At 50.9% G+C, this 6,055-nt stretch carries 4 protein-coding genes; all 4 read right to left on the bottom strand.

Annotated elements, in window-relative coordinates; genetic code table 11:
* Positions 1-731 precede the first annotated feature (731 nt).
* Positions 732-971: a transcriptional regulator gene (locus E3J62_03160; GenBank protein ID TET46812.1), complete on the bottom strand. Its 240-nt coding sequence runs from the start codon at positions 969-971 to the stop codon at positions 732-734.
* Positions 972-982: 11 nt separating this feature from the next.
* The gene (locus E3J62_03155; protein TET46811.1) at positions 983-1,246 is read right to left on the bottom strand and encodes a hypothetical protein; all 264 of its coding nucleotides are present in this window, start codon (positions 1,244-1,246) and stop codon (positions 983-985) included.
* Positions 1,247-1,850: 604 nt separating this feature from the next.
* Complete coding sequence (locus E3J62_03150; GenBank protein TET46810.1) at positions 1,851-2,468, bottom strand: hypothetical protein; 618 nt, start codon at positions 2,466-2,468, stop codon at positions 1,851-1,853.
* Between the two features lie 977 nt (positions 2,469-3,445).
* Positions 3,446-6,055 (bottom strand): T9SS type A sorting domain-containing protein (locus tag E3J62_03145; protein ID TET46809.1); only part of this gene is annotated, 2,610 nt, incomplete at its 5' end.

Below are 6,055 nucleotides of genomic sequence, written 5' to 3'. Positions count from 1 at the left end.
ACGTTTCGCTCCCATCCTCAGAACCAGCAGGACGGAAAGAGTAGTAGACCAGAGAAAAAACCTGGGGACGGTGCATGGGAGCGCCGAGAAGCTCCTTAACTCTTGCCCGCCTACGTCTGGGTTGACTTCCCGTCTTCGCTCTCGCTAGCTTCGACGGACAAGCGTCGGGCTTTGCCGGTGTGAGTACGGGCTCCCCCGTTTCTCGCGAAGTGAGATACACGGGGCCTGCCCCGAAGGATTCGGGGTCTGGCTAAAGCTTAGCCACCAATCCTCTTTTTCACTTTTTCGAAAAACCGAAAAAGACGAGAACCCAATACCTCCTCAGCCTAATATGTCGATATGTTGACAATTGAGCACATATCGACAGGTAAAAATCGCAAGCTATCCAGCAATTTTCACATATTTACAGTAGTCCCTAATGAGCTGAAGGTCATGAAGACCAGCCCTTCAGACATGAACCACTTCCATAGAGGGTCGGTGTCCCATTCCCTAATGACCCGTGCGACGACATGTTGACAATTGTGCACATGTCGTCAGGTCGCTACTCGGTCTGGTCTGGCTGAGTGCAAGCCTGGCGGAGTATACCAGGTAAGGAAAACCTTGGGGACGGTGCTTGACATTTTGACATTTTTGCCCTCAAAGACGATACTCTGGTTACTTCCTTTGAATGATTCTGTCCCATTGTACGCCTGAAGTCAACAGAGCACTGCGGCTGTCAGCGCACGGGGGACTCAATCGTTCGGCACGGTGTCCTTTGCTTCTAAGGCTTCCCCTTGGTAGTCCAAAATGTCTCCTGGCTTGCAGCGGAGCGCCTTGCAGATCGCCTCCAAAGTACTAAACCGGACAGCCCTAGCCTTCCCTGTTTTCAGTATGGAGAGGTTATTGAGTGCGATACCGGTCATCCCTGACAGCTCCGTCAGACGCATCTTCCTGTTCACTAGAACCCGGTCCAGATTGACGATAATGGGCATGTTTACACCTCTTAGACCGTAGTCTTGAGTTCGTCGATGATCTCCAGGAGCGTCTTTATGATGTTGGCTCCCAAAAGGAAGAAGTAGCCCATTATCAAATGGACAACTGGATTGACCCCTGACAAGGCCGGTGGCCACTGACGCCAACCTGAGGAAGCCATTGTCACGAACATTGCCACAGCCTCGATGAAGCCCAAGGCCAATAGAGCGACGCCAAGTAGACGACATGTCTTCCAACCCCTTTGCAAGAACCTTTCTCTCCTTTCATCTGCCATTGCTTCTTCGCCTCCCTTCCTGGGTCTTAGGTTATCAGCACGATTCTATGAGCCGGGTGGGTCATTTGTCAACGAAAATCGACAACTTTTTAACGATAAACGTGTAATTCATGGTTTCTGGAAGGAGGGCTCAGCTATCAGGTCTCATTCTCTTAGTCACACGGTATGACTTAAAAAGGTGCCATGCTTCTGACATGTGAGCCGGGTGTGTGCTTGTGCTCGGTGCCCTCCGAATACTCGAAGGATTTCCAACTTGACTTTCTGACACTTTTCCCCCAAAGACGATATTCTCCTCACTTCTCATGCCCGATTCTGTCCCATCCCAAGCCCAGAAGACACGAAAATCGAAAATCGAAGATCGAAAACCGTCATTACACATGTTCATGTGCTCACATGTTCACATATGCAGGTGTAGAGAGCTAGGAATTTGGTGAGTGAATGTGGGTTGACAGAACTGAGCTGTTGCTCTACTATCTAAATGGCGAAGCAATAGGCAAGGCAAACCCAAGATACGTTATCAGGAGTTCTTATGAGAACTATGTCCTTCTGTCTCACCGCACCCTCAGCTCTCCAGAAGAACACGCACCCAGGAGCCGTATCGTGTCTAGAACGGTACTCTAGCCTCAAGGGCTATGCGCGGCTCTCTGTCCTGAATCAAGTCGTATGTAACGGCAAACCCTGGCTTTCCACGATAGAACGTGTATCCGTGCCCACGGTTTATTCGATACGCTGAATTGTACGCGTCAACACTGCTGTATATATAAGAACCAAGGTACACAAGCGCGCCACCAGTAGCAAGACCCTCATTTTCACTCTCGAGTCCGCTGAAGAGGGCGATTGCACTTGCGAGACCCACCGCAAAGAATGCGGTCCCTTTTACCCCCTCACCATTGTACCACTGCCCGGCTCCTTGAATCGGTAGGAAGAATCCACCGAGCAGAGACCATCCGAGGGCGGCCCAAGGGCTTTTCCGCTCATATATGCCATGTTGTTTGAGTGGTTGCTCCCTTGTGATCTTCTCAATGTCCTCCACCCGGTAGACAAAGACGTTACAGCCCTCGGTTTGGATCTTCACTGAGACATTTGGTATTTGCTCGATTATCGTTCCGCGAATAATCGAACCGTCTTTCACATAAATCACATCTTGCAGCAGCTGTTTCGCGCATACGACGGAAACAATCAACAAGATCGATAGCAGAGCCATCGACAGCCGTTTGCACATGGCGCTCCTCCTTTCCAAAACAAGTTGGTTTCGGAGCTAGTCTTCTTACTTTCGAATCGCCGCATCGCGTCCCCGCACCACTAGATTCAGGCTCAAGGATCTGGGGACGGTGCTTGACCCTCTGAATTCTCGAAGGATCTACGACTTTCTGACCCGACTATGTCTTCCCTGACTCCGCCGGGCTTCGCTAGTCTACGCTCAGGTAGCTACGACTGGCTTCGCATTTTGTCCTCAAAGACGATACTCTCGTCACTTCCTATAAGCGATTCTATCCCATCCCACCCCTGCTGTCAACGCCCCACTCAACTCACCATTTCCACACTTTCACCTATGCACATATTCACATATGTACATATGTGAATATGCGCGAATGTGCGCATGCTGTTTGACAAGTGGTGTTTGATGAAAAAGACCTGGGGACGGGGCCCTTCGATTTCTCTCAGGATTTTCAACTTGAGTGCGTCGAGTGAAGCTCCTTAGCTCTTGCCGGTGTGAGTCCGGCCTGCCTGGGGCGTTCTACGGCCCCCCGTTTCTCACGAAGTGAGATACACGGGGCCTGCCCCGAAGGATTCGGGGTCTGGACAAGGGTTAGCCACCAGTCCAGCACCAAGTTTCCCAGGTAGGGAACGCAGAACGTTCCAGAGAGGTAACGAACCACCTGCCCACCCACATAGTTGAACTGTTGTGTTGATATGTTGACAATTGAGCACATATCGACAGGTGAAAATGGTGAGTTATTCGGCAATTTTCACGTATTTACAGTAGTCCCTAATGGGCTGAAGGTTATGTAAGTTACCCCTCTAGACACGCCGCTCCCCATAGAATCCCTCTGACCGACCTGGCAATAGCCTCCGCGACGACATGTTGACAATTGACTATTAGCTCCAATGGGCCGAAGGTGGTAGAACTGATTGTGTGTTGAGTTGTAGGGTGCGCTTTGTACTGCTTAGGGTCGTGGCGGTGCTTAGGGATGGCGATTATCGGATGAAGACGAATTTTCCAGTCTTCCTACCCCAAGGTGATTCGAGACGGTAGAAATAGACACCAGAGCTCATCTCTGATGTGCAAGAGATTTCGTAGAGGCCAGGTGTTTTCTTGCCCGCCATTGGTGTATCAATCAGTCTTCCCGCAACATCGTAAATCCGGAGAGTGATTTCGCCGGCCTGGGGAACTGTCAGATTAAAGATCACTTTATTCCTCGCTGGATTGCTTTTGAGGCCAAACGAGAAGTACCCAGAAATGGTTCTGGCCTCTTCTATGCCAGTGAGAGCAGGCTTAAATTCGTAGACAGCCCCGTCCCAACCCCCACCATAGACCTCCATTTCACCGTCGTCATTGCCGTCCCCAATGGCCACTGCTCGCATCCAATGCTCGCCAGAGCCCACAGTGGTCCTGACCCAACCTACCCCATCCCACTTAAACTGGTACATGGTACTATCATAATTCGCTCCGTATACTTCCATCTCGCCATCTCCATTCCCATCTCCCACTGCAACTCCGAACATAAGACTATCGCCCGAGCCCACAGTCGTCTTCTGCCAACTCACCCCGTCCCACTTAAACTGATAGATGTTGCCATCATGATTTGCCCCGTATACCTCTATCTCACCGTCGCTATTGCCATCTCCGAGGGCAACTCCGCTCATGTCGTCTCCCCCGGAACCGACACTCACCCTTACCCAGTTCATTCCGTCCCAGCTGAACTGATAGACGTTGCGATCCCAATTTGCCCCGTAGACCTCCACGTCACCATCCCCATCGCCGTCTCCTACCGATACGTCACCCATATGCCAGCCGCCAGACCCCACAGTCGTCCTGATCCAACCTATCCCATCCCACTTGAATTGATAGATACTGCCCTCCCCACTTGACGTATATATCTCTATGGAACCATCACGATTACCATCTCCCAGGGCAACTCCCGTAGGGAAGAATTCACCGGAACCGACTACTGTCTTTGCCCAGATGGTTCCATCCCACTTGAATTGGTAGATCATGGTATCCAGGTTCGCGCCATACACTTCTATCTTACGGTCACGATTGCCATCGCCCACCGCCACGTCCCACACCGGTTTATCGCCAGAGCCGACAATCGTCTCGATCCAGCCTATTCCATCCCACTTGAATTGATAGATGTTACGATTGGTGTTTGCACTATACAGCTCTATTTCACCGTCACCGTTTCCATCTCCTACAGTAACTCCAGGTATCCTGCCAACACCAGAGCTCACAGTGGTTCTCACCCATACGCAGGGCGAGTCGGATGCCGAATAGACAGTAAAGCATCTGGACAGGGTGTCTGAACCGGAGTCGCTTGTCACAGTAAGGTCATAGATCCCGGTTGAACTGCCAAACAGATCAAAGGTGCAGGTCAGATATTTTTGTGATGCAATGTTTATTGAAGCACCATCAATGTCGGGGTAACCAGACCTTATGAATTTCACTGATGATATCTGGGGAAACTGAAAATTGTCACCGTATATATGGGCGGTGACAGGTTGCTCATCTATCCCTGCACTCGGCCAGATATGGCCGACCCCTGGTGCGTTTGTAATGCCTGTTCCCATCAGAGAAATCCCCGCGACGGGTTCGTGCGGATCATTTGAATGAATCCAAAGTGTGCTGGACACTGGTCCTGCGGTTAACGGCTTAAACCTTACTGTCACAAGTGTTGAATCCCCAGGCAGTATGGTATCAGGGAATGAAGGGTCTGTAGCTACATAAGCTACAGTGTCCGATGTGAGGCTGTCCACAAATAGCGTATCAACGCCTGCATTCTTGATCACCAGCCATTCCCAGTCAACGGAGTCACCGAGAGAAACCCAACCGAAGTGATGTGTAGTGTCCGGTAGTATCATGGCAGGGGCACGAGCGGGCTTGAACATATAGACATTCTGATCTCGACTTGCGCCATACACTTCCATCTGGCCGTCATTGTTTCCGTCTCCGACTGCGACGCTAGACATGATGTCGCCGCCAGACCCCACAGTCGTTTCAGTCCAACCCAGCCCATTCCACTTGAACTCCCACACAGCAAAGTCCCCATTTGCCCCATAAACCTCCCTCTCTCCGTCCCCATTGCCATCTCCGACAGCGACGCCGGATATGATGCTTCTGCCAGAACCCGCGGTCGTCTTCTGCCAACTCAGTCCGTCCCACTTGAACTGATACACGTGGATTACATCTGCTCCATACACTTCCATTTCACCGTCGCCGTTGCCATCTCCCACTACAACTTCGTACCGTCCACCAGAGCCCACAGTTGTTCTTATCCAACTGTTCCCGTCCCATTTTAACTGATAGATTATTGAGGAGTTCCAGTTTGAACCATATACTTCAATCTCGCTGTCGTTATTGCCATCTCCTACTGCAACCCCAGACATAGTTCCATTGCTGGAGTCCACTACTGTCTTCACCCAACTCATCCCATCCCACTTAAACTGATAGATCTTGCGATCAGAGTTTGCCCCGTATACCTCCGTTTCGCCGTCGCTATTACCATCTCCTACGGCAACATCATTCATAAAATCTCCGCCCGAGCCCACAGTCGTCTTGGCCCAGACCATTCCATCCCACTTGAACTGATA

The sequence above is a fragment of the candidate division TA06 bacterium genome (genome assembly GCA_004376575.1).
In the GTDB taxonomy this organism is placed as follows: domain Bacteria; phylum Hydrothermota; class DG-26; order E44-bin18; family E44-bin18; genus E44-bin18.
Note: the sequence above shows the minus strand (reverse complement) of the source record. Positions and strands in the feature narration are given on the sequence as shown.

What these genes read in the sequence shown, in the direction of transcription:
- E3J62_03155 (TET46811.1), bottom strand. Translation starts at nt 1,246, where the DNA reads ATGGCAGATGAAAGGAGAGAAAGGTTCTTGCAAAGGGGTTGGAAGACA.
- E3J62_03150 (TET46810.1), bottom strand. Translation starts at nt 2,468, where the DNA reads ATGTGCAAACGGCTGTCGATGGCTCTGCTATCGATCTTGTTGATTGTT.
- E3J62_03160 (TET46812.1), bottom strand. Translation starts at nt 971, where the DNA reads ATGCCCATTATCGTCAATCTGGACCGGGTTCTAGTGAACAGGAAGATG.